Source organism: Vibrio sp. R10-SG-ISO4 (assembly GCF_059834135.1).
Genome location: NZ_JCBDHJ010000013.1, coordinates 265,466 through 291,261 on the forward strand (window position 1 = coordinate 265,466; position 25,796 = coordinate 291,261).

At 49.7% G+C, this 25,796-nt stretch carries 20 protein-coding genes; 14 read left to right on the forward strand and 6 right to left on the reverse strand.

The window, feature by feature from the left end; genetic code table 11:
* The first annotated feature begins 132 nt into the window (after positions 1–132).
* The gene (locus tag AC6R03_RS07755) at positions 133–624 is read left to right on the forward strand and encodes a VOC family protein (protein WP_334553242.1); all 492 of its coding nucleotides are present in this window, start codon (positions 133–135) and stop codon (positions 622–624) included.
* Positions 625–726: 102 nt separating this feature from the next.
* On the opposite strand, the gene AC6R03_RS07760 is transcribed toward AC6R03_RS07755, so the two are convergent.
* Positions 727–978 carry a TIGR03643 family protein gene (locus tag AC6R03_RS07760; protein WP_500630900.1) on the reverse strand — a complete coding sequence of 84 codons (252 nt, stop codon included), beginning with the start codon at positions 976–978 and terminating at the stop codon, positions 727–729.
* A gap of 75 nt (positions 979–1,053) precedes the next feature.
* Positions 1,054–1,773 carry a GntR family transcriptional regulator gene (locus AC6R03_RS07765; RefSeq protein ID WP_487902768.1) on the reverse strand — a complete coding sequence of 240 codons (720 nt, stop codon included), beginning with the start codon at positions 1,771–1,773 and terminating at the stop codon, positions 1,054–1,056.
* 263 nt (positions 1,774–2,036) lie between these two features.
* On the opposite strand from AC6R03_RS07765, the gene mngA reads away from it, so the two are divergent.
* The 3 genes from mngA (at position 2,037) to manA (ending at position 7,989) form a co-directional block, all read left to right on the forward strand.
* Positions 2,037–3,965, forward strand: coding sequence for a PTS 2-O-a-mannosyl-D-glycerate transporter subunit IIABC (gene mngA / locus AC6R03_RS07770; RefSeq protein ID WP_500630899.1), 1,929 nt, complete (start codon positions 2,037–2,039; stop codon positions 3,963–3,965).
* Positions 3,966–4,090: 125 nt separating this feature from the next.
* Positions 4,091–6,736: a mannosylglycerate hydrolase gene (gene mngB / locus AC6R03_RS07775; protein ID WP_500630898.1), complete on the forward strand. Its 2,646-nt coding sequence runs from the start codon at positions 4,091–4,093 to the stop codon at positions 6,734–6,736.
* Positions 6,737–6,801: 65 nt separating this feature from the next.
* Positions 6,802–7,989 carry a mannose-6-phosphate isomerase, class I gene (gene manA, locus AC6R03_RS07780; RefSeq protein WP_500630897.1) on the forward strand — a complete coding sequence of 396 codons (1,188 nt, stop codon included), beginning with the start codon at positions 6,802–6,804 and terminating at the stop codon, positions 7,987–7,989.
* 167 nt (positions 7,990–8,156) lie between these two features.
* Here the strand turns inward: manA and AC6R03_RS07785 are convergent, their stop codons facing one another.
* Positions 8,157–9,218, reverse strand: coding sequence for a LacI family DNA-binding transcriptional regulator (locus tag AC6R03_RS07785; RefSeq protein WP_500630896.1), 1,062 nt, complete (start codon positions 9,216–9,218; stop codon positions 8,157–8,159).
* A gap of 200 nt (positions 9,219–9,418) precedes the next feature.
* Here AC6R03_RS07785 and AC6R03_RS07790 point away from each other — a divergent pair, with 200 nt between their 5' ends.
* Both AC6R03_RS07790 and AC6R03_RS07795 read left to right on the forward strand, forming a co-directional pair.
* Entirely contained in the window at positions 9,419–11,524 is a 2,106-nt protein-coding gene (locus AC6R03_RS07790; RefSeq protein ID WP_500630895.1) for an alpha-galactosidase, read from the forward strand.
* 141 nt (positions 11,525–11,665) lie between these two features.
* Positions 11,666–13,372 carry a solute:sodium symporter family transporter gene (locus AC6R03_RS07795; protein ID WP_500630894.1) on the forward strand — a complete coding sequence of 569 codons (1,707 nt, stop codon included), beginning with the start codon at positions 11,666–11,668 and terminating at the stop codon, positions 13,370–13,372.
* A 98-nt stretch (positions 13,373–13,470) separates the two neighbouring features.
* Here AC6R03_RS07795 and AC6R03_RS07800 read toward each other — a convergent pair whose 3' ends face one another.
* Both AC6R03_RS07800 and AC6R03_RS07805 read right to left on the reverse strand, forming a co-directional pair.
* Positions 13,471–13,767: a putative quinol monooxygenase gene (locus tag AC6R03_RS07800; RefSeq protein WP_500630893.1), complete on the reverse strand. Its 297-nt coding sequence runs from the start codon at positions 13,765–13,767 to the stop codon at positions 13,471–13,473.
* A gap of 9 nt (positions 13,768–13,776) precedes the next feature.
* Entirely contained in the window at positions 13,777–14,433 is a 657-nt protein-coding gene (locus AC6R03_RS07805; protein ID WP_500628203.1) for a nitroreductase family protein, read from the reverse strand.
* A 233-nt stretch (positions 14,434–14,666) separates the two neighbouring features.
* On the opposite strand from AC6R03_RS07805, the gene gloA2 reads away from it, so the two are divergent.
* Positions 14,667–15,053 carry an SMU1112c/YaeR family gloxylase I-like metalloprotein gene (gene gloA2, locus AC6R03_RS07810; protein WP_487902759.1) on the forward strand — a complete coding sequence of 129 codons (387 nt, stop codon included), beginning with the start codon at positions 14,667–14,669 and terminating at the stop codon, positions 15,051–15,053.
* Here the strand turns inward: gloA2 and AC6R03_RS07815 are convergent.
* Complete coding sequence (locus AC6R03_RS07815; protein ID WP_420378219.1) at positions 15,050–15,871, reverse strand: tetratricopeptide repeat protein; 822 nt, start codon at positions 15,869–15,871, stop codon at positions 15,050–15,052. The genes gloA2 and AC6R03_RS07815 overlap by 4 nt on opposite strands.
* Before the next feature lie 272 nt (positions 15,872–16,143).
* On the opposite strand from AC6R03_RS07815, the gene ectA reads away from it, so the two are divergent.
* From ectA to AC6R03_RS07850, 7 genes are all read left to right on the forward strand, one after another.
* On the forward strand, positions 16,144–16,701 hold the full coding sequence (gene ectA, locus AC6R03_RS07820) for a diaminobutyrate acetyltransferase (RefSeq protein ID WP_487902758.1): 558 nt from the start codon (positions 16,144–16,146) through the stop codon (positions 16,699–16,701).
* A gap of 28 nt (positions 16,702–16,729) precedes the next feature.
* On the forward strand, positions 16,730–17,995 hold the full coding sequence (gene ectB, locus AC6R03_RS07825) for a diaminobutyrate--2-oxoglutarate transaminase (protein ID WP_487902757.1): 1,266 nt from the start codon (positions 16,730–16,732) through the stop codon (positions 17,993–17,995).
* A 65-nt stretch (positions 17,996–18,060) separates the two neighbouring features.
* Positions 18,061–18,447, forward strand: coding sequence for an ectoine synthase (locus tag AC6R03_RS07830; protein WP_334553271.1), 387 nt, complete (start codon positions 18,061–18,063; stop codon positions 18,445–18,447).
* A 61-nt stretch (positions 18,448–18,508) separates the two neighbouring features.
* Positions 18,509–19,945 (forward strand): aspartate kinase, encoded by a 1,437-nt coding sequence (locus AC6R03_RS07835; RefSeq protein WP_334553273.1) that lies wholly within the window; start codon positions 18,509–18,511, stop codon positions 19,943–19,945.
* 116 nt (positions 19,946–20,061) lie between these two features.
* Positions 20,062–21,435, forward strand: coding sequence for a TolC family protein (locus tag AC6R03_RS07840; RefSeq protein WP_500630892.1), 1,374 nt, complete (start codon positions 20,062–20,064; stop codon positions 21,433–21,435).
* Entirely contained in the window at positions 21,435–22,631 is a 1,197-nt protein-coding gene (locus tag AC6R03_RS07845) for an efflux RND transporter periplasmic adaptor subunit (RefSeq protein WP_500630891.1), read from the forward strand. Before AC6R03_RS07840 ends, AC6R03_RS07845 begins: the two co-directional genes overlap by 1 nt.
* Positions 22,628–25,777, forward strand: coding sequence for an efflux RND transporter permease subunit (locus tag AC6R03_RS07850; RefSeq protein ID WP_500630890.1), 3,150 nt, complete (start codon positions 22,628–22,630; stop codon positions 25,775–25,777). The genes AC6R03_RS07845 and AC6R03_RS07850 overlap by 4 nt, the downstream gene beginning before the upstream one ends.
* Positions 25,778–25,796: the final 19 nt, after the last annotated feature.

Here is a 25,796-nt window from a genome sequence, read left to right on the forward strand (position 1 = left end):
CTGGCTACAAATAATAAATTTTCGTTATTATTTTTATAACTATCGATAATTTTTCATTTTGTTTGGTCGTCCTTATACTTCTCTCTATCGAAACAAAACACGCAACAAATAAATCAGTTTTTGGAGAAAGTTATGAAAATGAACCACGTTGGTATCATGGTGGGTGATATGGACAAAGCGGTCGAGTTCTACACGAAAGCACTCGGTCTTCGCATTGTGATGAACAACACCAAAGTGATCGAAGAGCGCGAATCTGCGATCGGTCGTATGTGTATTGCTGTCTTTGGTGAAGGCTTTAAAGGGTTTAACATTGCTCACTTAGTGACAACCGATGGGATCGGTGTTGAGCTGTTTGAAATGGTTGACCGTGAAGAGCGCCACAAGGTTGATTTCTCTCGCCTAGGTATCTTCCACTTCTGTCTTCAACTCCCTAAAGAGCAATTTGAACCAGCGATCAAGCGCGTAGAAGAGTTTGGCGGTAAAGTGCGCATGGATATTCACCGTTACCATCCTGAAGATGATTCTAAGCAAGCGCAAATGGTGTACCTAGAAGACCCGTTTGGTAACTTATTTGAGTTCTACTCGCACTCTTATGAAGACACTTACGCGTCTGATTACGAGTAATGCGTTGACTTGCTAAAGCGATGATGTTCGTACCCACTAGAGATTTGCTCTAGTGGGTATTTTTTTATCTATACGAGTTTGGTGCTGTCTGTATCGCTAGGGCTACCGCAGCTTGTATTGCGTGGGACAATAGGCCCGTAAAACGCGTGGATCTCGGCGTTGGAGGTGTTTGGTTGCCCGTCCGCTGACTCTTGCTCTCCAAAGCTTAAAACTGCGTGGTTTGAGGTGGAGACGCATCAACTGAATAACAGCGGATTCATTGAGACCAAATTGCCACTCAATGGCCTCAAACGGGGTTCGGTCTTCCCAAGCCATTTCGATGACTCGGGATTGCATTTCTTGAGATAGATTCATTAATCACTCGCAGAGGTTTTTTGACCTTTTACGCGTTGAGATGGACCTTGGTTCAAGTCTGGCGAGTGAAACGCTTTAACCTTTATGGCGTTTGGCGACTAAGGTAAATTTGTAGTCACTCGACTTAAAGTAGTTTCGGCTGTACTCAAACACGACATCACCAAGCAGGTAGCCTCGTGTGCGCTTTTCTATGATGGGGTCGGCTGGGTTTATGCCCAGTAGTTCGGCAATATCTTGCGGAGGTAAAACGGGAATGATCTCTTGTTCGCTGCGATCAATGACCAATCCTTTCTGCTTTTCAATATAGTCGTATTTTGACCCTTGCATCACTTGGTAGGTCAGATCAGGGAACATGGCGGTAGGCATCCAGGTCTCTTCGACGGTAATGGGGTTGTTGTCAAGAAAGCGAACGCGCTTGATATAAAAAATACGCTCTCCTTCTTTGATGTCGAGGTGTTCAGCCATCGTCAGCGATGCGGCTTGAATTTCAAAAGACAACACATCACTGTGAGTGACCCCATCTAAATGCGCCCACTTCTCTGCAAAGCTACTCTGTTGGTAGATGTCGTAGTTAACTTTGTTCTCTTTGACGTAGGTGCCACTGCCTTGAATGCTCTCCAGCTCTTCATTTTCGACCAGCAGTTTTAACGCTTGTCGAACCGTCACGCGGCTGACGGAAAAGGCTTCTCTCAGCTGTGCTTCAGTTGGAAGAGCTTGACCGACTTTGTACTCTCCCGAGCGGATCTTTTCTCGTATCGCATCTGCGATTTGTCGATACATTGGCAGTCTTGCCATGTGGACCTCGTTTGCTACTCACCCTTTGAGACAACACCTGCTGTACTGAGTCCCAAATACGCTATATTTTAGAGGTATCATACGAATTTAGTGCAATATGACAAGTGGTTGTTTGTAAGTTATTCCTTTGCTGATAATACAACATTAATACATATATTGACGCAAATGAGATCTCGATCATGGATCATTTGTATTTAAGATGTATTATTGGGCTCATTGTTGAACAGACAACAATACACGAATGAGACAATGGGACAAAAGTTATGAATTTGACATCTCTTACCAACCCATCGCTGATCAACCTACAAACGACGTTTAACAGTCGTGATGAAGCGATAAAAGCGCTTGCTGAACAACTAAACCAACAAGGCAAGCTGCATGATAAAGACGAGTTTCTCAAAGCGGTGTTTGTACGCGAGGAACAAGGCCCAACGGCGCTTGGCGAAGGCTTAGCTGTACCTCATGGCAAGACGGATGCGGTCAAAGAGGCGGCGTTTGCCGTCGCGACCTTAAAACAGGATCTCAAGTGGCAAGGATTAGATGAAGAAGAAGAGGTGAATCTGATCTTCCTTATCGCGATTCCTAATGCAGAAGCTGGGTCGACGCACATGCATTTGCTCACTGAGCTGACGACCACATTGGTCGATGATGACACACGTGAAGCGGTCCTTAATGCGACAACAGTAGAACAAATTCTCACGCTACTCAGTAACGAGCAAGAGACATCTAAAAAACAAGACAACTTAGATACAAATGCGCCGACAATTGTCTGCGTCACTGCCTGTCCTGCGGGCATCGCGCATACGTACATGGCAGCAGAATACCTTGAGAAAACGGGTATGAAGCTGGGCTATCACGTACATGTCGAGAAGCAAGGCGCAAATGGCATTGAAGATAGGCTTACCGCAGAGCAACTCAACAAGGCCACGGCTGTCGTGTTTGCTGCTGAAGTCGCCATTAAAGAAATCGAGCGTTTCAACGGTATTCCGCGTGTTGAAGTTCCCGTGGCAGAGCCAATCAAGCATTCTGAGCGTATTTTGCAACAGGCTGTCGAAGCAGGTAAAAAAGGTATCGGGGCTGAGCGCACTATCGCGACCGACGATAAACCAAAAAAACTACCACTGAAAACCGAGCTCAAACAAGCGCTGCTCTCTGGTATCTCTTACGCGGTACCTTTGATTGTGGCTGGCGGTACGGTCCTTGCTGTCGCTGTTCTTATCGCGCAAATTTTTGACTTGCAAGACTTATACGCCACCCAAGATTCTTGGCTTTGGATGTATCGCAAGTTGGGCGGTGGCCTACTAGGGACACTTATGGTGCCTGTGTTAGCTGCGTATACGGCTTACTCATTGGCGGATAAACCCGCTCTCGGTCCCGGTTTTGCAGCGGGTATTGCCGCGAACTTGATTGGCTCCGGCTTTCTGGGCGGCGTCGTTGGCGGTTTGATTGCAGGTTACGTGATGCGCTGGGTGAAAGAGAACATTCGTCTCAGCCCTTCATTTAACGGCTTTTTGACCTTTTATCTCTACCCTGTCATCGGTACGCTCGTTGCGGGTTCTTTGATGTTGTTTGTGATTGGTAAGCCAGTCGCATGGTTAAACCAAGGGCTCACAGATTGGTTGAACGGTTTATCCGGTACTAATGCGTTGCTGCTTGGCGCGGTCATTGGTTGCTTTGTCTCCTTTGACTTGGGTGGGCCGGTCAACAAAGCCGCTTATGCATTCTGTCTAGGCGCGATGGCAAATGGTGTTTATGGCCCATACGCTATCTTTGGCTCGGTCAAAATGGTATCGGCGTTCACTGTTACAGCGTCTACGCTTCTTGCTCCTCGTCTATTTAAGGACTTTGAAATAGAAACGGGCAAATCCACTTGGCTGCTTGGCCTTGCTGGCATCACGGAAGGTGCCATTCCTATGGCGATCGAAGATCCTATCCGAGTGATTGGCTCCTTCTTACTGGGTTCAGTGGTGACAGGCGCGATGATTGGTGCGGCGGGGATCGGCCTCTCCACGCCAGGAGCGGGTATCTTCTCTCTCTTCTTACTTCATGATTCGGGATTAGGTGGCTTTACCGCCGCGGCTATCTGGTTGGGCGCAGCGCTCATTGGTACAGCCATCTCGACTATCACTCTACTTATGTGGCGAGCACATGCGGTAAAAAAGGGCAAATTTGAAGCCCAGGTCGCTCAGTAAGCCGCACTCTCTCTAAATAAAAATAATAACTCAGGGCACAGGATAACTGTGCCCTCATTTAGCACACCTATTCCCTTGGTATACAACGAATTCAACACTGCAATGCAGTTCGAAAGGTACACACAATGACTACATCACGCGTTCATATTACTCCTCACATGCACTGGGATCGCGAGTGGTATTTCACCACCGAAGAGTCACGCATTCTTCTGATCAACAATATGGAAGAAATCATGCAACGTCTGGAGAGCGATCCCGAGTACAAGTATTACGTACTGGATGGCCAGACAGCCGTACTGGAAGACTACTTCGCGATCAAGCCGGAAAACAAACAGCGCGTTCAATCTCTTGTAGAAGCGGGCAAACTGATTATTGGTCCTTGGTATTCGCAAACCGACACGATGCAAGTATCGGGTGAATCGATCGTTCGTAACATGCTGTATGGCATGCGTGATTGTCTGGCGTTAGGGGAGCCAATGAAGATTGGCTACTTGCCCGACTCATTCTCCATGAGCTCACAACTGCCTATGATTTACAACGGCTTCGGAATTGACACCGCCATGTTCTGGCGTGGTTGTTCTGAGCGCCATGGGACCAACAAGACTGAGTTTGTATGGCAGTCTAACGACGGTTCTGAAGTTCTGGCACAAGTGCTGCCATTAGGTTACGCGATTGGTAAATACTTACCTCAAGATGAAGCAGGTTTGCGTGCGCGTCTTGATAAATATTTCCCGGTATTGGAAAAGCCATCAGTTACCAAAGATATTTTGTTACCCAATGGCCATGACCAGATGCCGATCCAAAAAGACATCTTTGAGGTGATGGACAAGCTGCGTGAGATCTACCCTGAGCGCGAATTTATGATGAGCCGCTTTGAGGAGGTGTTTGACCGCATTCGTGAGGAACGCGACAACCTAGATACCGTCAAAGGCGAGTTTAATGATGGAAAGTACATGCGTGTTCATCGCACCATTTCTTCGACGCGTATGGACATTAAACTGATCCACGCTCAGGTTGAGAACAAGATTGTGAACATTCTTGAGCCCTTAGCTTCTATCGCATGGACACTCGGTTTTGAGTATCACCACGGTCTGATTGAAAAGATGTGGAAAGAGAGCATGAAGAACCATGCACACGACTCGATCGGCTGCTGTTGTTCTGACAAGGTGCATGCGGAAATCCTCAACCGTTATATTCTCGCGGATGATATGGCGTCGAACCTCATCAACTTCTACAAGCGCAAAATCGTTGATCACATGCCTGAGCGCGAAGGGTGTGACAAGCTTGCGCTATTCAACTTGTCGCCCTATGAGCGCGATGAAGTGATCAACACCACGATTACGATTCGTGCCGATACGTTTAACTTGTTTGATGACCAAGGCAAACCGGTTGAGTACTACATCCAAGATCAGCGTGTGATTGACCCTGGCAAGATTGACCGTCAAATCGTTCATTACGGCAACTACGATCCGTTCATCGAATATGACATTCAAATCAAACACGCCGTTCCTGCAATGGGTTACACGACATTGCATATTGAAGCCAACCAAACCGGCACACAAAAAGGTGTGGATACCCCAGATCAGGCGCAGGTGATGGAAAACGAGTTTTACCGCATCCAAGTCAACGCCAACGGAACACTGACTATTTTTGATAAAGAAACGCACATGACGTTTGATCAAGTGCTGCGCATTGAAGATGGTTCGGACGATGGTGATGAATACGATTATTCGCCGTCGCGCAAAGAGTGGTTACTCTATTCTGATGAGTTTGATGCCAACACGTCGGTAAAACATGAAGGATTCCAGTCCGTTGCAACCATCGAAACTCGCATGGCGGTACCCGCAGATTTGACAGAACGAGAGGCTCGTAGCGGTCAAAATGGCTATGTGCATGTCCAGTGCCAAGTGGTGCTTGCGCAGGGCTCTCGCCGTATTGATGTGCGCATGCTGGTGGACAATCAAGCAGACGACCATCGAGTTCGCGTGTTGATTCCAACGCCATTTGTTTCAGAGCACGTTGTGGCCGACAACCAGTTTGGTTTGATTACTCGTCCAACGAATGACCCAGCGATGGCGGTGTGGGAGCAAGAAGGTTGGAAGGAAGCGCCTGTTCCTGTCTATCAATTGATGAATTTCGCTGCCGTGGAAAATCAGGCGGGCGGTATGGCTATCATGACTAACGGTTTGCGCGAGTTTGAAGTGATCGCAAGCCAAGGTGACGATCAGCGTGACACTTTCGCGCTCACCTTGCTTCGTGGTGTGGGTGTATTGGGTAAAGAAGAACTGTTGCTGCGTCCTGGTCGTCCATCAGGCATTAAAATTCCTACGCCAGACTCTCAAACCCGTGGACCGTTGGAGTGCCATTTCGCGCTGTATGGATTTGCGGGCAATCACATTGACGCCAACATCATGGCGCATGCACGCGATAACGTCACACCGATTGAGTGCTACAACAAGATTCCTTACAACGCAATGAAGTTGAATGTGGGTGAGCAAGACAAGCCGTTAACTTACTCACTACTGAGCAAGTCTCAACAAGGTGCGGTGCTCGGTGTGTTGAAAAAAGCGGAAGACGAGGATGCCTTAATTCTGCGTGTCTATAACCCAGCAGAGAGCGGTGAGATAGAAGACTGCGTGTCATTCACGCGTCCAGTCCGTTCATGGCGTGAAACAGGCTTGGATGAGCAAGTGAAAGAGAGCGAAGTCGAAATGCAATCATTCGCAACGCTTCAAGCCTGCCAAGCCAAATCGTTCCAAGTGAAATTTTAACTCCGTCGTGAACCCAATGAGCCTGCGTTCTCGCAGGCTCTTGTTAAGCTGTTGTGAGAAGCATCATGTCGATTTTTAAACTAGAAAACGTCATTCAAAACTACGCTTGGGGAAGTAAACATGCCATCTCCAAGTTATTTGGTATTCAGAACCCTAACGATGAGCCGCAAGCGGAAATTTGGATGGGTGCGCACCCAAATGGCTGTTCTAAAATTGCCGCCACGGGAGAGTTGCTGTCAGAGGTGATCGCGAAAGACAGCAAAGGTATGTTTGGAGATTACACGGCTGCTCGTTTTGGTGAGTTGCCCTATCTGTTTAAGGTACTGGCGGCAGAAACGCCGTTGTCGATACAGGTCCACCCGAGCAAAGAGAAAGCACAACAGGGCTTTGAGAGAGAAAACGCCTTGGGTATTGCCCTAGATGCGCCAAACCGTAACTACAAAGATCCGAATCACAAGCCGGAGTTGGTGTATGCGTTAACCTTCTACAAAGCCATGAATGGTTTTCGTCCTATCGCAGAGATCATCGCGCTGTTTAACGAAGCCAACATATCGTCACTAAGCCAAGAATTGGCGCAGCTTAAGCAGCAACCCAATAGCGATTCGCTCAAGTGCTTTTTTAGCGCGATTATGTCACTCGAGGGCGCTGCGAAGCAGTTTGCTCTCGAAGAGCTGTATGCCGCGATTGAGCGCCCTGCAAAAACCGCTATGTCACGTGAAGCATTTCAGTACGTTGCGGATTTTAAACAACACTATAAAGATGACATTGGCTTGTTCTCACCCTTGTTGTTGAACACGGTTGAGTTGGCGCCTGGAGAGGCGATGTTCTTACATGCGGAAACACCTCACGCCTATGTACAAGGGACAGGGCTGGAGATCATGGCAAACTCTGATAACGTTCTACGCGCGGGGCTGACGCCGAAATACATTGATGTTCCAGAGCTGATAGATAACACGCGTTTTGAGCCTATTGATCCTCGCCACATTAAGCTGGAGCCCGTACTTAAAGAGGGTAAGTTGAGTTATCCGATTCCTGTCGATGATTTCGGTTTTGATGTTCTGTCTGCGACGGATGAAGTGAAATCCATCTACCTGCGCAGCGCAGAAATCTTATTCTGTGTTGAGGGTGAAGCGGTCATCAGTGCCAATGATGAACACGTCACTCTGCGTCCAGGAGAGTCGGTGTTTGTCAGCCATAATTCTAACGTTTACCAATATCAAGGGAACGGTATCTTGGCTCGTGCTTACAACTAGTGCCCCCCGGACGGTTGTCAGCAATAAAGGTACCAGAGCCTAAACGGATAGGTTCGATTTAGGCTCAGTATTGGTTTGATGGTCGCTCACAACTCTGTCGAACGCAGTTTGACCATGCCGCCGCAAGGCGGTTTTTTTACGTGTTGGATTCCGGTCATTCTCCGCGTTCAAAGCAGCGCTTTTATCTCTTCCAACTTGGCAACAATCGCATTCTTGTCCAAGGGCTGGGCGACTTTCATCGCGCTACTCTCTCGTTGGATGAGGGTAACAGGTACGGTGATCTGGGCGCGCTGGTGAGGGTCTCTGTTGTCACTCTCAATCGCGATCTTGACCGCTTGTTGACCAATGGTGAAAAAGTCTTGCTCGACAGTGGTGAGGGCAGGGGTGAAATAGGCGCTGTCTTGTTGACCATCAAAGCCCACCACCGAAACGTTATCGGGTACTCGAATACCATGTTCATTGAGGGCGCAGAGAACGCCCAGCGCCATTTGGTCACTGGCCACTAAGACCGCATCGAATGAGAGACGCCTTGCAAGGGCGGTTTTGATGGCCAAATAGCCGCTCTCGGCCTGCCAATTCCCAGTTTCACACAGCACTACTTGCGCTTGATGGTTTGAGAGGGTCTCTTGCCAGCCTTGTAAGCGTAGGGATGACGCCGTGGATTCTTGTGGCCCTGAGATCAGCACAAAACGCTCGCGACCACAGTGAATCAAATGCTGGGCCGCAAGACTTGCGCCCTCATAGTGAGCGGCGCACACCGAGTGGGCTGGCGTATCGGGCGGAACGTCGATAAAGACTAAGCGAAGCTGCGAGAACTTCTCGACCAACTGCACCGCTTGGCCACTATCTAATGGGGCATTGATGATGATGGCGTCCACTTGCTGCGCCATCAGCTCACGAATGGCGCTTTTCATCGCGTCCATGTCTGTCTGGCTGACCACAGAGAGTGCGGTGCCATAACCCAACTGTTGCGCCTGTTGGCGAATTCCACTGTCAATCAGTGCCACGCCATGCAACGAGAGATCCAATGACACCACGCCCACCATATGACTTTTCGCTCGGCTGAGCATTTGTGCGCCCTTATTGGGCACGTAGCCCAACGCCTTGATCGCTGCGTTGACTCTATCGCGTGTGGCAGGGGAGACACTGTCAGCACCATTGGTGACACGTGAGACAGTCTGCGTTGATACACCGGCCAATTTTGCGACATCTTTAAAGGTGACGGACATAAAAACACCACTCCAATATCACGAACTTAATGTGATCATAACACGACAATTTTGTTTCCGAAAACAAATTGAAGTGGTGCACAGTCTTGTCAGTATGAGGTTAATATTGATCACATTTATAGGCGGGTGTTGTCGTATCGCTAGTGAAAATTAGCACAATGAATCTATTCATTATGTTTGCGAAAACATCAAGAGGGTGTATGAGCCAATTTATTCATTTATCAAGTCAACAACACAGCGTGATCATTAAAGTGGATCGCGTTCCTGAGATTCTTCATTGGGGAGCGAAGATTGCTCAAATCGATGAGGATTTACTGCTCTCTACCGAGCGACCAATATCTCAAGCTCGACTGGATGTCGATGTGCCTTTGTCCTTGTGTCCTGAACTCGGTAGTGGGCACTTTAATGCACCGGGTATAGAAGGGCATCGTGATGGAGAAGACTGGGCACCGGTTTTCCAGGTGACGGGAGTCTCTCACAACGATCACAGCGCAACCTTTGAGCTCAGTGATGATGTGGCAGGGCTCGCGCTCACGATTGAGTTGCAACTGGATCCTGTCAGCGATGTGCTGCAAAAACGTGTTGCGGTAAAAAATGTTGGCGCATCAACCTATTACCTTGGCAAGCTATCGTCGACGCTACCATTGCCGAATCACGCGAATGAACTGATGACCTTCCACGGCCGTTGGTGTCATGAGTTCCAAACTCAGCGTCAGCGCTTTGAACATGGTGGCTTTATGCAAGAGAATCGCCGTGGACGTACCTCTCACGAGAATTTCCCAGGCTTGTTTGTCGGAACCAATGGCTTTAGTGAGCAGCAAGGTCAGGTGTGGGGTGTTCACCTCGGTTGGAGTGGCAACCATCAAATGCGCGCTGATGTGCGAAGTGACGGACGCCGTTTTGTTCAAGCGGGTGAGTTGCTGCTCTCTGGTGAAATGCGCTTATCGCCCGGCGACATTTACCAATCACCTTGGCTCTATGGCGTGTACAGCCAAACCGGTCTCAACGGTATTTCTGAGCGCTTCCATCAGTTCGTGCGCTCTCATATTGTGCGTTTCCCTCAAACCAAGCCTCGTCCAGTGCATCTGAATACGTGGGAGGGCATCTATTTTGACCACAAGCCGGAGTACATCATGCAGATGGCCAGCGAAGCGGCAGAAATGGGCGTGGAGCGATTCATTATTGATGATGGTTGGTTTGTGGGCCGCGACGGTGAGCGAAGCGCCCTCGGAGACTGGTATCTGGATGAAAACAAATACCCCGATGGGCTCGAGCCAGTGATTGCACACGTTAATGATAAGGGCATGGAGTTTGGTTTGTGGGTGGAGCCTGAAATGGTGAGCCAAGATTCCAATCTCTACCGCGCATACCCTGATTGGGTGCTGGGCTTACAAGGCTATCATCAGCCGTCAGGTCGCTGGCAGTATGTGCTAGATCTGCAAAATCCGCTCTGCTTTGAGTACCTCTATGACAGGCTTAACGATCTGTTAAGCCGCTACAACATCACCTATCTTAAGTGGGATATGAACCGTGAATTGGTTCAACCTGGCCATCAAGGCAAACCGGCGGTGCATGGTCAAACCAAGGCGCTTTATCGCTTGGTGGATAAGTTACTTGAGTCACATCCAACAGTGGAGATTGAGTCTTGTTCATCGGGCGGTGGACGTATTGATTTTGAGGTCTTAAAACGAACCCATCGTTTCTGGGCGTCAGACTGCAACGATGCGTTGGAGCGTCAAACCATTCAGCGTGGCATGAGCTACTTTTTCCCACCGGAGGTGATGGGGGCGCACATTGGCCCCGCTGAGTGTCACTCAACCAACCGTCGTCACAGCATCAACATGCGTGGTGTGACTGCTTTGGGTGGACATATGGGGGTTGAACTTGATCCCGTGTCGGTCAGCAAAGAAGAAAAAGCCGCCTTTGCGCACTATATCGCCTTGCATAAACGCTATCGCCATTTGTTGCATCACGGCCGCTCATTTCGCATCGACCCTGCTGATGATCGCCAGCACATCTATGGCGTGGAAAACGGCGAAGAAATGCTGCTGACGGTGTGTCAATTGGCGATGCCGAATCACGCGCTACCTTCGCCGCTGCGTGTCAGCTGTGTGGATGAACACGCGCGTTATGAAGTGACGATCGTCGAAATGCCGCAAACCAGCTTCCAACTGATGAAACAAAGACCGAAATGGTTGGATAAGACGCTGAAATTAAGCGGCGACAACCTCAAAGAAATTGGTGTGACTTTACCCATTTTAGACCCGGAATCGGCGTTGATTGTCCATCTGAAAAAGACCCATTAACGTCACAAGTTTACCATCACGCTAGGCTTTGCCTGCTGAGCTTCTAAGCAGACCCCCGGCACGGTTTAGCGTGATCCCCTACATAACGAAAAAGCGATCCCCAAGCGCTAATTAGAATATTTCAATAATGAAGGAAACAAGATGTCTATAACCGTACTGCTGTCGTTTTTGCTGTTTACGGGCTTTGTGGTGGTATTTACCTACAACAAAGTGCGTAACGATAAGAACAATTCTGAAGAAGGTTTCTTCCTCGGTGGACGAAGCCTGACCGGTGGGTTGATTGCTAGCTCACTGATTTTGACTAACCTCAGCGCCACCAGTTTTGTCGGCATGAGTGCCCAATCCTATACCCACAATATGAGTGTGATGGGGTGGGAAGTCGCGTCCGGTGTCACCTTGGTGATCATCGCGCTACTGCTGGTCCCGCGATACCTTAAACAAGGTATTACCACCATTCCGGACTTTCTCGAAAGCCGCTATGACATGTCGGTGAAAAAGTTCGTTACCTTACTCTTCCTCTGCCAATATGTGATTAACATTCTCCCGACCACCTTGTACGCTGGCGCAGTGGTATTGGGTGAGATCTTTGATGTGCAAGGTTTGCTTGGTATTTCTGAGTTTGGCTCGATTGCGTTGATCTCCGCGACCATAGGTGTACTCGGATTTTTCTATGCTATTTATGGTGGCCTGAAAGCGGTGGTGATCGCTGATACTATCAATGGTGTTGGGCTGATTATTGGGGGATTGATGATCCCAGTGTTTGGCTTAATGGTGCTTGGTGGTGGCAGCTTTGCCGAAGGGTTGGATATTCTACTAACGGCGGCGCCAGAGAAGCTGCAATCGGTCGGTACCGAAAGCGATCCACTGCCGTTCTCAACCCTATTTACGGGTTTGTTGCTGGTGAACCTTTACTACTGGGGAACGGATCAATCGATCATTCAACGTGCATTGGGCGCAAAAAACCTCAAAGAAGGTCAAAAAGGTGTGATTTTGGCCGGTGCGATTAAGGTCATTTCGCCGCTGTTTTTGATCATTCCCGGTATCATTGCGTTTCACATGTTTGGCGCCGATGCAGGCAATCCAGACTCAATGTACACGCGCCTTGTCAATGAAGTGTTGCCTAAGCCATTGGTGGGGTTCTTTGTTGCGGTCATGTTTGGTGCGATATTGAGTACCTTCAACGGGGTACTCAACAGCTCAACCACGCTTTTTGCACTTAACGTTTATAAACCTTTGTTTGGCAGAGATAAAAGCGACGAGGAGCTGGTGGGCAAAGGACGTGTGTTTGGTGTGTTGATTGCTATCGTCTCGGTTTGCATCGCGCCATTTATCATGTACGCACCGGAAGGTTTGTTCCAATACTTGCAGATGGTTGCGGGCTTCTTTAGTGTGCCGATCTTTACTATCGTATTTGTCGGTTACATCTCTAAACGTGTGCCTGCACTGGCGGCGAAAGTGGCATTGGTGGTGTTTGTGTCATCCTACGGGGCCATGCAGTTGGTGTTCGATACGCCGATTCACTTCCTGCACCAACTGGCCATTCTATTTGTTGTTTGTACGGCGTTGATGTTCATCATTGGCCGTATTGCTCCTCGTGACACCGAGTACGAGATGCCTATCAACGAGTCAATGGACGTGACACCGTGGGCATTTCGCTTTGAAGCGTCAGCGATCATCTTATACATGGTGTTGGGTGCGTATGTGATGTTCTCGAATGTAGGTTTTGTCTCCAATGACCCGACGGTAATGCAGGTGTACGGTGTCTGTGGTTTGGTGATGTTGGTCGGTATCGCTTTGAGAGTCGCCAAGCGCCGTAAATCGACGTTGCTAACCACTCAAACAGAGTAACCGCCTCGTGACTGTTAACAAATAATAAAATCCCCCGCTTATCAATGGATAGGCGGGGGATGTTTATCATCTGAATTTGCCTGCTTGTTGGGCGAGACTTAAGCGATTTTCGTCATCTTATCGACGGAGAAACGCTCCACCATGCCCTCAACTTCGGCGCCGTAGGCTTGAAAGTGCGCGCTGGCGGCGTGCGCTTGAAGTGCTTGCTCGGATTGCCAGATTTCATACACAACGAAATGGGCAGGATTGTCGTTGTTTTTGTGCAAATCGTAGCAAATACACCCTACTTCTTTGCGAGTTTGCGTCACTAACTTGGTCAGAGCGCCTTCTACCTGTTCAATATCGTTCGTTTTGGCGATCACATTGGCGACGACAGTAACGGGTTGTTCAGTCATTTTGATGCCTTACAACGTGGTGATTACATCGTCTAGCGCCAAGCGCGCTTTAGGCAAGCCGTGGTTATAGTCTTCACCGTCTAGGTGGTAACCCATCGCAAGTGCGACTTCTACCACGTGACCGTCGAGCTCTTGTTTAAACTCTTCACCAATCAATGCCGGGTCCACTCCTTCCATTGGCGTAGAATCAATGCCAAGGCGAGCTAAGGTGTGAAGAATATTGCCCAGGGCTAGGTAGACTTGGGCTTTGGTCCAGTGACCATTGAAGCCGGTCTCATCGGTGTTCATGTCAGCAAACGCATAGGCACCCATAAACGCATCGTACATGTCAGCAGGTAGGTGGCCCGAGGTAACTTCAGCGTCAACACGTTTGGCGAACTTCTCCTTGGTGAACTTAGGATCGTAAGCAAACAAGATGGTGTGTGAGGCCGCGGTCGCATGCGGTTGGTTGAATTGGTGCATGTTCGCGAACGTATTATGAAAACGCTGCTTCGCTTCGTCAGACTCAACAATGATGAACTTCCAAGGTTGAGAGTTGATTGACGAGGCCGATAAACGCAATGCTTCTTTGATCACCGCCATATCTTCTGCCGAGATACGTTTGCTCGGGTCGTATTTTTTCGCGGTGTAACGAGAGTTCAAATCTTGAATGATTGGGTGAGTCATGTTGGCTCCTAAATTGTCTATGTTGTACTGATGACTAGGGCTGATGTTCACAATGGTCAACCACCACTTGGCCCGCTTATCAAAAGGTTTTCTGCGCTGCGTTGAGGCAGCGAAGCGATGGCGTTACTATAAGCGCGGTCTATGAATGGAAAAAGTGTCATCCTGTCCAATCACTTTGGACGCAATCGTCCATAATCTTTCTAGGACACTGAAAAAATAAGGAAAAATGACTGATGTCTATCAAAGGGTTCCACCATGTCGCCATTATCTGCTCTGACTATTCGACGTCGAAAGCGTTCTACACTCAGGTGTTAGGATTTGAAGTGATCGCGGAAAACTATCGAGCGGAAAGAGCCTCCTACAAACTGGATTTGGCTTTGCCTGGTGGTGGTCAAATTGAGCTCTTTTCCTTTCCATCACCGCCTGAAAGACCAACCCGACCTGAAGCGCGAGGATTGCGTCATTTAGCCTTTGTGGTGGATGACGTTGAGGCGTACGGGCAATATTTAACAGAGCAAGGGGTAGAGGTGGAACCCATCCGAGTGGATGAGTTCACAGGTAGAGCCTTCACATTCTTTCAAGATCCCGATGGTTTACCGCTGGAAATCTATCAAGCTTAGTGGTGCTCATCGAGGAGCAGGGCATCAAAGCGTGGGTTGCCATGTAGCCCCTCCAAATCCGGCTCCGTATTGATCAATTCTCGAATCGAAGGACTTGATTCAATCGCTAATTCCAAATCCAGAATTGCCTGCTCTTCAATCCCCAAACGAGAGTAGGCACAAGCACGCTGATAGAGTGCAGGGCCATTATTGTTGTCGAGGTTAAGGACACGATTACACAGACTCAACGCCCAGTGGTACTCGCGAATTTCCATCGCTGCATCCGCCTTGTAGGTCAGCGCTTCAAGATCGCCCGGTCGCATGGTCAAGATCTCATCATACACATCAATTCGCTGCTCGGCGGTCGGCATACTTTGCGCTCTTAGCCATAAGTTGTGGATTTCATTGATCTTCTCAATCTCTTTGTTGTTTTCACTGATCACGCGCGTCTTACGTTTTAGATCGCGTTCCAGTGCACTGAATTTCTTCTCGTACTCTTTGGCAATCGCATCGAGTCGCTTGTCGGCCATGTCTTTGGTGTTGTGCTTGAACTCTCGCAGAGATTGCCAACCAACAAAGGCAATCAACGACGCGACACCGGCGATGATGTAGAAAAAGTAGGTCACGGTGACGTTGGCGTAGTTGAGGGATTTGTCGGCCACTTCGAGCTCTCGGTCGGTAATTTGAACCACCAAGCGGCGCTCTAAATCTTGTTGGTCTTGGCGCAGAGCTTTGAGCTCATCGAGGATATAGCGCTCCATTAGCGGGCGATCGAGCATCTCGGAGTCGGAGTATTTTTCTTGCTCCGCGAGGGTAGGGAAACTCAGTGAGAGGAGCATGAGAAAACTAATTAGGGTTCGAATCATCGGGGGTTCCAATCGAGTCACTTAAGATAAATATAAGCTTAGTTAATCATAGACGCGCGCGACATGATACTCCGAATGAAATAATTTAGTGCACTAACCATTGTTAAACTTTATGTGCAATTTGGGTTTATGTGATTTTAATCACAAAAATGCGGTTGATTCGGCGCCAGATTTGATTTTTGGTGCCCGATTTTGCTCATAATAATGGCGAATTTAATTAGAGTTCAAAGGAAATGTATCTGCACATGATTACGTCAGCGCCCTGGGTTATGTATCCGGAAATTACACAACCCCAACGCCCAACGTGGCGGTTTAGAGAGCCGAGTGATACCGATGGCGACCAGATTTTCCAACTCATCAAAGATTGTCCGCCACTGGATGTTAACTCTTCGTACTGTAACTTTCTTCAGTCTACCCACTTTGCGGACACCTGCATTTTGGTTGAGATTGATGATGAGGTGGCTGGATTTATCTCTGCCTACCGCAAGCCACAACAGCCAGATGTGCTGTTTGTTTGGCAAGTGGCGGTATCGAGCGATCACCGAGGTAAAGGCATCGCTTCGAAAATGTTAGACCGCCTGCTCGCTCGCGACACCTTGTCCGACATCAACGCGATAGAAACGACGATAACAAAGAACAATACGGCGTCGTGGATGTTGTTCGAAAAGCTGGACAAACGTCATGGCAAGCGCGGTGAGATTTCGGTTTTCTTGGACCAAAACACCCATTTTAAAGGGGAGCACGATACTGAGTATTTGTATCGCATCCCACTTTCTCGTGCTCACGCACACTCGTCCCAATAAATAATTGAGGAACCCAAACGGTCTTATTATGGATATTTTTAATAAGCAAGAATCAAAAGTACGTTCATATTCAAACAACTTTCCGGTGGTATTCACCAAAGCCAAAGGTTGCTGGCTAGAAACTGAAGGGGGCGAGCGCTATCTCGATTTCTTAGCCGGTGCGGGCTCATTGAACTATGGCCACAACAACCCGGTACTAAAAATGGCCTTGTTGGAGTACATCGAATCTGATGGCATCACGCATGGTTTAGACATGCATTCCACCGCCAAAGCGGCGTTTCTTGACGCGTTTAATCGCATCATCCTTGCGCCGCGTGAACTCAACTACAAACTGCAGTTTACTGGCCCAACGGGCACAAACGCGGTAGAAGCCGCGCTCAAATTGGCGCGTAAAGTGACAGGACGTAGCTCGATTGTCGCCTTTACCAACGGTTTCCACGGCTGTACTGCTGGCGCACTGGCTGCAACGGGTAACCAGCATCACCGCCAAGAAATGGGCCAAATGCAGAGCCAAGTGACGCGTATTCCATTTGATGGTTATGCCGATATTGATGGCTTAAAACTGTTTGAAACCATGCTGCAAGATAACTCAAGCGGTATGGACAAACCTGCTGCTGTACTGCTTGAAACCGTACAGGGTGAAGGGGGGTTGAATGTGGCCTCTAACGCTTGGCTACAAAAACTCGATGCACTGTGTAAAGCCAACGGTATTCTATTGATTGTTGATGATATTCAAGCGGGCTGTGGCCGTACGGGCACCTTCTTTAGTTTCGAACCTGCAGGGATCACCCCAGATATCGTGACGCTCTCGAAGTCGATTGGTGGGTACGGCTTACCGATGGCCGTCGTACTGCTGCGTCCGGAACTGGATATTTGGAAGCCTGGTGAGCACAACGGTACGTTTAGAGGTAACAACCATGCTTTCGTCACCGCAGCGAAAGCGCTTGAGACCTACTGGGCCGATCCACAGTTTGAAGCCCACGTGAAAAACTGCGCCGACAAAGTGACGCAAGTGACTACTCGCAGCTTGAAGCGTCACCCTAACTTGTTTGAGCAAGTGAAAGGTCGCGGCATGATGCAAGGTATTGAGTGTGTCAACGGCGACATTGCCAGCGAGATTGCTAAGCACTGTTTTGAGCTCGGCATGGTGATCGAGACAGCAGGACCTGACGATGAAGTGGTGAAGTTTTTCTGCCCACTGACCATCACAGAAGAAGAATTAGAACAAGGTCTGCGCATCTTTGAAGAGGCGGTTCAACGGGTCGCGGTTAAGCAGTTTAAGCAAGCGTCTTAAGTTCAAAACAACGTCGTACCGACCCCATTCGGTTGGCAGAAAAAGAAAATGAAAAGGAACAGAGAATGATAGTCAGAACCTTAGATGAATGTCGTGATAGTGAACGTCGTATCGCGACGGATAATTGGGAAAGCGTGCGTATGTTGCTCAAAGACGACAACATGGGTTTTTCTTTCCACATCACGACGATTTACGAAGACAGCGAAACGCACATTCACTACAAAAACCACTTGGAGTCTGTCTACTGCATGAGCGGTAAAGGTGAAATTGAAGTCGTCGGTGGTAAGACATACCACATTGAGCCGGGCACATTGTACATCCTCGATAAGCACGATGAGCATTATCTGCGCGCCTACAAAGGGGCCGACATGGTGATGGCCTGTGTCTTCAACCCGCCACTGACAGGCGCAGAAGTGCATGATGAAAAAGGGGTCTATCCCATCGCAGATTAGGGGCAATGAGCAGGAACAACGCACCTAATCCTAACCATTAAATCGAACGAAAGGCGATATTATGACTTATACCGTAGAGAAAATCGGCGGTACCTCAATGACGGCATTTGATGCCGTGCTAGAAAACATAATCCTGCGTCCCAACCGGGACAACCTCTATAATCGAGTGTTTGTGGTGTCCGCGTATGGCGGCATCACGGATGCGCTGCTGGAGTGTAAAAAGACCAGCAAACCTGGGGTGTATCAGCTGATCGCGAAACGCGATGACAGCTGGAGCGATGCATTGGCAGAGGTTGAGCAGCGCATGCTGCTGACCAACGAGCATATGTTTGCCGACCCCATGAACCGGATGCGCGCGGACAAGTTCATTCGCTCGCGTATTTCTGAGGCGCGCAACTGCATCTCAAATATTCTGGAAACGTGCCAATACGGCCAGTTCACTTTGCGCCACTACTTGCCTCAAGTACGTGAATTTTTGGCGTCAATAGGTGAAGCGCACAGTGCATTTAACACGGCATTAAAACTGAAAAATATGGGCATTGAAGCGCGTTTTGTTGACCTCTCAGGCTGGAGCTCTGACAAAGTCGAGAGCTTAGATGAGAATATCCTCAACGCCTTTAAAGAGATTGATGTCAGCCAAGAGCTCCCCATCGTCACGGGTTATGCGTCATGTAAAGACGGCCTGATGTCGACTTTTGATCGTGGCTACAGCGAGATGACGTTTAGCCGCATCGCCACACTGACCAATGCGGATCTCGCCATTATCCACAAAGAGTATCACCTTAGCTCGGCGGACCCTCGCGTCGTTGGCCCTGAGAAAGTATTGCCAATTGGCCACACTAACTATGACGTGGCGGATCAGTTGGCAAGTCTCGGGATGGAAGCCATTCACCCGAATGCTGCGGCAGGGCTGCGTGAAAGCGGCATTGAGCTGCAAATCAAGAACACGTTTGAGCCTGAGCATCGTGGTACTCTGATTTCCAACCAGTTCCAGCCGACGGCGGACAAAGTGGAAATTATCGCCGGTAAGCAGAAGGTCTTTGCGCTGCATCTCTTTGACCAATCCATGGTCGGCGAAGCAGACAACTTCAGCTACGAGCTGATGGAGATCATCTCGGATGCCCATGTCAGCTTGATTGGTAAAGAGATGAACGCCAACTCTATTACCTATTATTTGGGCGGTAACAGCGATAGCCTGAACAAGGTGTTGTACAAAGCGGAAAAACGCTATCCGAATTCAGAAATCAAAGGCCGAATGGTGGCGCTGATTTCGGTGATTGGTTCGCAAATCGATACCAACAAAGCGTTAGCGAAAGGAGTGAGCGCCCTCATGAACGCTGACATTACGCCTTACGCTTTGCACTCGTCGATGCGTAACGTCAACGTGCAGTTTGTCGTCAGTGATAAGGAGTACAAAGCGGCGATTTGTGCCTTGCACGAAGAGTTTTTCGACAACCAGCTACAAGGTATGGCTCCCCGCGACACGAAAGTGGCGTAATCTAAGTCTCACCTTCCCCTATCGAGCAGGCATCGCCTGCTCTTTTTTTGTATCTTAACCCTCTCTTAACCCCGCCTTGTTTACTCTTACCGTTATCAGATGGGAGAGATGTAAGCATGACCTTTCGAACAACCTTAATCAGCCTTGTCGTGGCGAGCCTTCTGGGCTGCAGCTCAGGCAATCGCACCGATTACGTAGACCAAGCGCAAATCAGCAATGAGCTGGCCATTGAACAGCTAGTCAGCAAGTTGGTGGATGAACAGTCACCAAGTGATGAGCCTTTGCAGGCGATCACCGATTTGGTGAACATTCCAGCGCTAGCGCCCTATTTAGCGGCGGCCATGGAGAATAATCCCAGCCTTCAACAAAGTATTGTTGCCCTGAAAATGGCGTATGCGCAGCACGGTATCACCGCGGCGGACCAATGGCCGACACTGAGTGCTGGGTTGTCTGGTGAGCAAACAGAAGGCAGCGATGAGAGCTACACGGGTGAGCTTAATGTCAGTTGGGAGCTGGATATCTGGCGTCAATTGGCGGATAGCAGCGCCGCCGCGCAGAGAGACATCGCCGCCACACAGGCGAGCTTGCAGGCGGCAAAAGATCTGCTTGCGGCCAACGTGATGCGGGGCTGGCTTGAAATCAGCGTCAATAAACAACTGTTGGATATAGAGCAGCGACGCTTGGACATTCTCGAAAACAACGAAGTGCTGGTGCTAGAGCGCTACAAAGTTGGGCTAGGCAGTCTAGAAGAGATCGACAGTGCAAAAACCAACTCCTCTTCCACGCGCGCGACCGTGGCGGAATATCGAGAGAACCTGGCCCAAAGTCAGCGCAACTTAGCACTGCTCACTGGGCTGCGTGCCCCTCAATTGAGCGGGGACGAAGTGCCGACGGTATTTGCGACGGTGCTCAATCCGCTCGACAGTCTGGGCGTACAAAACATGGCTGGTCGACCTGATTTACAGCAAGCCTTTTACAACATTGAAGCGGAAGCACTGCGCACCGATGCCGCTTACAAAGCGATGTTGCCCTCATTTAGTCTTTCAGCCAGTTTGACCGACCTAGCGCAAACCCCGAGTGAGGCGCTACTCACCAACCCTGTGTGGAGCGTGTTGGGTCAGATTTCAGCGCCGATTTTTCAAGGTGGTAAGTTGAAATCTCAAGCGGAGTTGGCCGAGCTGACCACCGAGCAAACCTACTGGGTTTACCAACAGACACTCCTTGATGCCGTAAGTGAAGTAGAAACCGCTGTCGGCCAAGAACATGCTTTGGAGAAGCAGCAGCAATATCTCGAGAGCGCGTTACAGAGCGCGCGCCGTAGCGTCGAAAGTTATGAACAAAAGTATCGAGAGGGGCTGGTGGATATTTTTGACCTTCTCACTGTTCAGCAGCAAGCCTACGACATCGAAGCGCAACTCACGAGCGCCACGTACCAGCGATTGTTAAACCGAATTGATTTGGGCCTCGCGCTAGGCCTAGGAGTATCTTGATGAAAAAAAATGCACTGACCCTAGCCGTGACGCTGGTTGCCGCGGGTTCGATTTTTGCCGCTGTTGCCTACAATGGAAGCCAACTGGCGCCGCCCAAGGGCCCTGGAGAGACCCCCGCGCAGGAAGCGCAAAGGGTACAACCAGAGCAAAGCGCATCGGCCAGTCGCGTGCTGTCACAAGTTGCGGTACAGACCACTCAAGCTAACCGCTATCAGGCGCAAATCACCAGCTACGCTGAGTCGCAGCCGAGATACAACCTCAGTTTCACCAGTGAGGTCAATGGCCGCGTGGTGAGCTTGGCTGATGATTTTGAAACGGGGAAAGTGGTGAAAAAAGGTCAGATCCTTGCCACGCTGGATAATACGCAATACCAGCAAGCGGTCGCGAGCGCAGAAGCGGACGTCGCGGCGGCAAAGCTTGCCTACCTAGAAGAGCAGCGTGAAGGTGAACAAGCCAAATCAGAGTGGCAACGCTCTGGATTATCCGGTGAACCAAGTTCCACCTTGGTGCTACGTGAACCCCAGCTCGAGAGCGCTAAAGCGGCATTGGATAACGCAGAAAAAGCCCTCACGGCTGCGAAAAAAGATCTCGAGGACACCCGCATTCGTGCCCCATTTGATGCGCTGATTGTAGCCCGCTCTATTCAGCCGGGCAGCTACGTCTCGACTGGCGATAGCATTGCGACGCTCTACAGCGTGGATCGTGTTGAAGTCGAGTTAGCCTTGTCGGAGCAGCAGTGGTTGACCTTACAAGCAGACGGCCAGAGTGATGTCACGCAGTGGCAAGTTACGTTGACGGACAGTCAAAGCCAACACCAATGGCAAGCGCGCGTTGATCGCGCTAACCAACATATCACAGAGACCACTCGCCAGCGTTCAGTGATAGCGGTAGTGGAACGTCCTCTTGAGCAGGCGTCTCCGCTGTACCCGGGTACATTTGTCAAAGCTACTTTAACTGGGCCTGAGGTCGATAACCTTTGGCAAATTCCTGCATCTGCGTATTCGCAGCAAGGGGAAGTCTGGATGGTCAACCAACAAGGCAGCTTGGTCAAAGCCGCCGCAACTAAGCGATTTGAGCGCAACAATTTCGTCTATATTGATCCGCTGAGCGAAGAAGCGGCTCAAGTGGTGATGCGTCCGTTGAGCAGTTTTCAAGTCGGCATGAAAGTGTTGGCTAATGAGGAGGGCAAATTATGAGTCAGTCGAATCACTCTACGGGTGTGATTGCGTGGTTTGCTCGCAACCCAGTGGCGGCCAACTTATTGATGATGGGTGTCATCATCGTGGGGTTGTTTTCCGTCAGTTCGTTGCGTAAAGAGGCATTTCCTACTCTTGAACCTGATGTGGTCAGTGTTGCTGTCAGCTATGACAGTGGCGATCCGGTTCAGGCGGAAGAAGGGATCGCGATAAAAATTGAAGAAGCGCTGGAAACCGTACCGGGCATCAAACGCATTACCTCCACGTCGGATTCGACTGGCAGCTATGTGTCGATTGAAAAAGAGAGCAGTTACGATCTGGATACCTTGCTGACGGATGTCAAAAACGAAGTGGATGCCATCAACAACTGGCCAGCGGAAGCGGACAATCCGGTCATCGAAAAAGCACGTCGTCAGGATCATGCGATTTGGGTGCAACTGTATGGCGATGCGGACCGTTCGACATTGCAGATCTTGGCTCAAGATCTGAAATCCGATTTGTTGAGTGAGAGTGCGATCAGCGATCTCTCTATCAATGCAGAGCTAGAGCGGATGATTTCGGTGGAGGTGAATGAGCAGGCTTTGCAGGCCTATGGCTTATCACTCACGGATGTCTCGGATGCCATCAACGCAGAAAGCGCGACGGCCATTTCGACCAGCCTGCGCAACAGCGAAAAAACCGTGCGCCTCAAAGCGTCAGAGCAAGCGTATCAAGTGGAAGATTTTCGCCAAATTCCCATCATTACAACTCAGTCAGGCGCACAGATTCTACTTGGCGATATTGCCATGGTCAGCGACACGTTCGAAGAAGATAGCTACTCGTTGTCCCGTTATAACCAGCAACATGCCATCGGCATCCAGATTTTGATGGATGACAGCAGTGATGTGGTCAACATTGTTGAGCAGGCCAAACAGGTGGTTGAGCAGTGGCGAGCAAGTAACGTATTGCCTGACAATGTCGACATGGAAACTTGGTATGACAAAAGTACCATGATCAAAGAGCGTCTATCACTGCTCGCCACCAACGCGCTCACCGGTATTGCGATGGTGTTTATTGTGTTGGCGCTATTTCTTAACCTGCGCGTGGCATTTTGGGTCGCAGCTTGTTTGCCCTTTGTCTTCTTTGGCACCTTGTTTTTTATGACCGACTCGTTCGTTGGGCTGACCATCAACGAGATGACCACCTTTGGTTTCATCATGGCGCTCGGCATTGTTGTGGATGATGCGGTGGTCGTGGGCGAGAGCATTTACGCGACCCGCCGAGCTGAGGGGGACACCATAGAGAGCACCATTAAAGGCACGCTCAAAGTGGCGGCGCCGACCGTCTTTGGGGTTCTGACCACCGTGGCTGCCTTTTTGTCGATTGCCGCCATTGATGGCAACATGGGCAAAATTTATGCGCAATTTGCCACCGTGGTGACCATCTGTTTATTGCTCTCATTGGTGGAGTCTAAGTTCATTCTACCGGCGCACCTGGCGCATATTGACACTCACCGGAAAGACAACAAAGGGATTTGGAACCGCATTCAAAGCGGCGCGGAGCGAGGGTTAAATGGCTTCAACCAACGCGTGTATAAGCCGCTGATTAAAATCGCACTGCAATTTCGCTATGCCGTCGTACTCAGCTTTTTGGCGTTATTCATTTTAGTGATTGGTATGCCGCTCACCGGCGCCGTGCGCGTTGCGTTTTTTCCAGACATCGCCGGCGACACCGTCTCGGCTGAAATGTCGATGTACAACGATGTCAGTTTTGGTCAAACCGAAACCAATTTACTGACCCTCGAGCGCCATGCGCTTACGGTGGATGCCCAATTGCGAGGCGAGAGCGATACGTCGGCGATTGCCAGTCTACAGGTGTCGGCCACGGCCGACCGCTCAGGCTCTATCCAAGTGGAACTAGCGCCAGAGGCGCCGTATAACATTGATGAGTTTGCTGATGCATGGCTGGCGATGTCGGGTAACATGGAAGGGGTTAAAAAGCTCAGCATTCGCTCTCATCAGGAGATGGTGGACAACTTTAAAGTCGAACTCAAAGCGAGTAGCGACGAGATTGTGACTGATGCCGGGAACCGAATGAAAGCGGTACTGCAATCGATTGACGGGGTGAGTGGTATTGATGACAACCTTGATTTAGGTGAGCCGCAGTATCGATTTGAACTGACAGAGCAAGGCCGTGCAATGGGCATGGATACCGCCAGCCTGTCTCAGCAAGTCTTACAATCGTTTGGTGGCGACATTGTACAGCGTTTTCAGCGGGGCAAAGACGAAGTCAAAGTCCGGGTCCGTTACCCTGAGGGTGAGCGTCAAACGCTAGCGGACATCGCGCAATCAAGCGTGCGAACCAGCGATGGTACTGTGGTGCCCTTGTCGGCGGTGGCGAAGGTGTACTCGGATTATCAGCCGTCAGAGATCACCCGTATCGACAACTTACGTGCGGTGTATGTCAGTGCCTCGGTGGACAAAGATATCCTCGCCTCGAATGAGTTAGTCGCACAACTTGAAAACACCTTGGTGAAGACACTGAAAGCGGATTATCCGACGCTCAAAATCGACTTTACCGGTGAAGCTGAGCAGCAAAAGGAGTCCACCGACTCAATGGAGTCGACGTTCGTGCTGGCTCTGATCGTCATTTTTGCGCTGCTTGCGATTCCACTCAAGTCGTACGTTCAGCCCTTGATCATCATGGTCGCCATTCCGTTTGGGATTGTTGGCGCTATCTTGGGTCACTGGTGGAACGATTTGACCATCAGCATCTTGTCACTGAATGGGGTGTTGGCATTAAGTGGCGTCGTGGTTAACGACAGCTTGCTCCTCGTTTCTCGTTACAATAAGCTGGTCGAAGAGGCCAAACTGTCGGTATCAGAAGCGATTGAACAGGCATGTTCAGGTCGACTGAGAGCGGTGCTGCTCACATCCGTGACCACGTTTGCCGGTCTTGCGCCGCTGTTGAGTGAGACTTCGATGCAAGCGCAGTTTTTGATCCCTGCCGCTGCAGCGCTGGGTTACGGCATCTTGTTTGCTACTTTGATCACTTTGATCTTAACGCCATCACTGTTGATGATTGATCAGGATTTCAGAGCGCTCTTGTTGGCACTCAAGCAGCGCATCAGTGGAGCGGGACGTCGAGTTACTCAACAAGTGAACTAGGCTATGATTGTCTAAGCCC